This is a genomic window from Streptomyces sp. NPDC007205 (assembly GCF_040634095.1).
Lineage (GTDB): Bacteria > Actinomycetota > Actinomycetes > Streptomycetales > Streptomycetaceae > Streptomyces.
This window is the reverse complement of record NZ_JBEYEW010000192.1, coordinates 1-1,141: the sequence shown is the minus strand read 5'-3', so window position 1 is coordinate 1,141 and position 1,141 is coordinate 1. Positions and strand designations below refer to the sequence as shown.

General features: G+C 63.6%; 2 protein-coding genes. One reads left to right on the top strand and one right to left on the bottom strand.

Annotated features, from left to right (window positions below):
* On the top strand, nt 1-212 hold a 212-nt coding region (locus ABZ624_RS43180), incomplete at its 5' end, for a hypothetical protein (protein WP_360101279.1).
* A 356-nt stretch (nt 213-568) separates the two neighbouring features.
* Here the strand turns inward: ABZ624_RS43180 and ABZ624_RS43175 are convergent.
* On the bottom strand, nt 569-1,141 hold a 573-nt coding region (locus ABZ624_RS43175; RefSeq protein ID WP_360101277.1), incomplete at its 5' end, for a transposase.

Here is a 1,141-nt window from a genome sequence, read left to right as displayed (position 1 = left end):
GAGAACACCACCGCAACGACCAGGAGCCTCGTCTCGTCACCCCACACCCGCTGACCTGCACCTTCACCCCAGCAGGACAGGATGAAAACGGTTCATTGACGAAATCATCAGAACCCCCAGTACGCCAGGATGTTTATTACCTGCCTCAAATGGAAGGTCCAGAAGCTGTACGCCTTTTGGGCCCGCAGGCAACTCATCCGTTACGCCAGTAATATGTGAGATAGGTCACATACTGCAGATGTTGGCTGATCGCCTGCTTCTTACGGCAGCGCGCGGTTGCTATCTAAGTGGGCATTTAGAGATGGTCTACGCCGGTAAGCAACTTTCATGGACGTCAGGCTTGAGGTGTCGCCCCATACGAGCACCCACGCGTCCATCGAAGTGCGAACTTGGCCGCCCGTTTGATCCGGTTCTCGTGCACGAAGTCCGTCTGGTTTAAAGATCAGGCAGAAACGCCCAGCAGCAGTGGAACCAGCACTGCCCGCCGCATCCGTGATCACGCTACAGCGTGACCCAGTGGAAACCGCACCCCAGCGACCTGTCCGACGCCCGATGGGCCTTACTGGCTTCAGCTCGTCAGGGTGAGGGTGGGTCGTCGAAAGGTCAGGCCGGTGCCCGCTATGAAGCCGTCGAGAGTGTGGGGCCGGTACTGCAGGCGCTTGAGCCGGTTGCGGACGAGGACTTCGAGCCGGTCGAGGGCCATGACGGCGAGGTTGGCCAGGCTGCGTTTGACGTGTGCCCACACGCCCTCGACGGGGTTGAGGCCGGGTGAGTAGGCGGGCAGCAGGAACACCGTCAGCCATTCACGTTCGGCGATCAGCTCGCGCATGGCGTGGGAGACGTGCGTGTTGAGCCGGTCCCACACGAGGACGATCGGTGCCTTGAGGAGCTGGTGGGTGCCGTCGATCAGCGCGATGAAGTCGCGTTCGCCCATGCTGCGGCGCTTGCCTTTGCCTGCGGGGTGGGTGCGCAGGCGGTGGCACAGCCGGGTGCGGGAGCCGGGCCGCATGGCGATGAGTCCGGCCACCGACAGCCGTCCCGAGCGCCGTCCGCTGACGGTCACGACCGGTGTGCGGCCGCGCCGGCCCCAGGTGCGTCCTTGGGGCGGCCGCCGGGTGAAGCCTGCCTCGTCCTCGAAGCA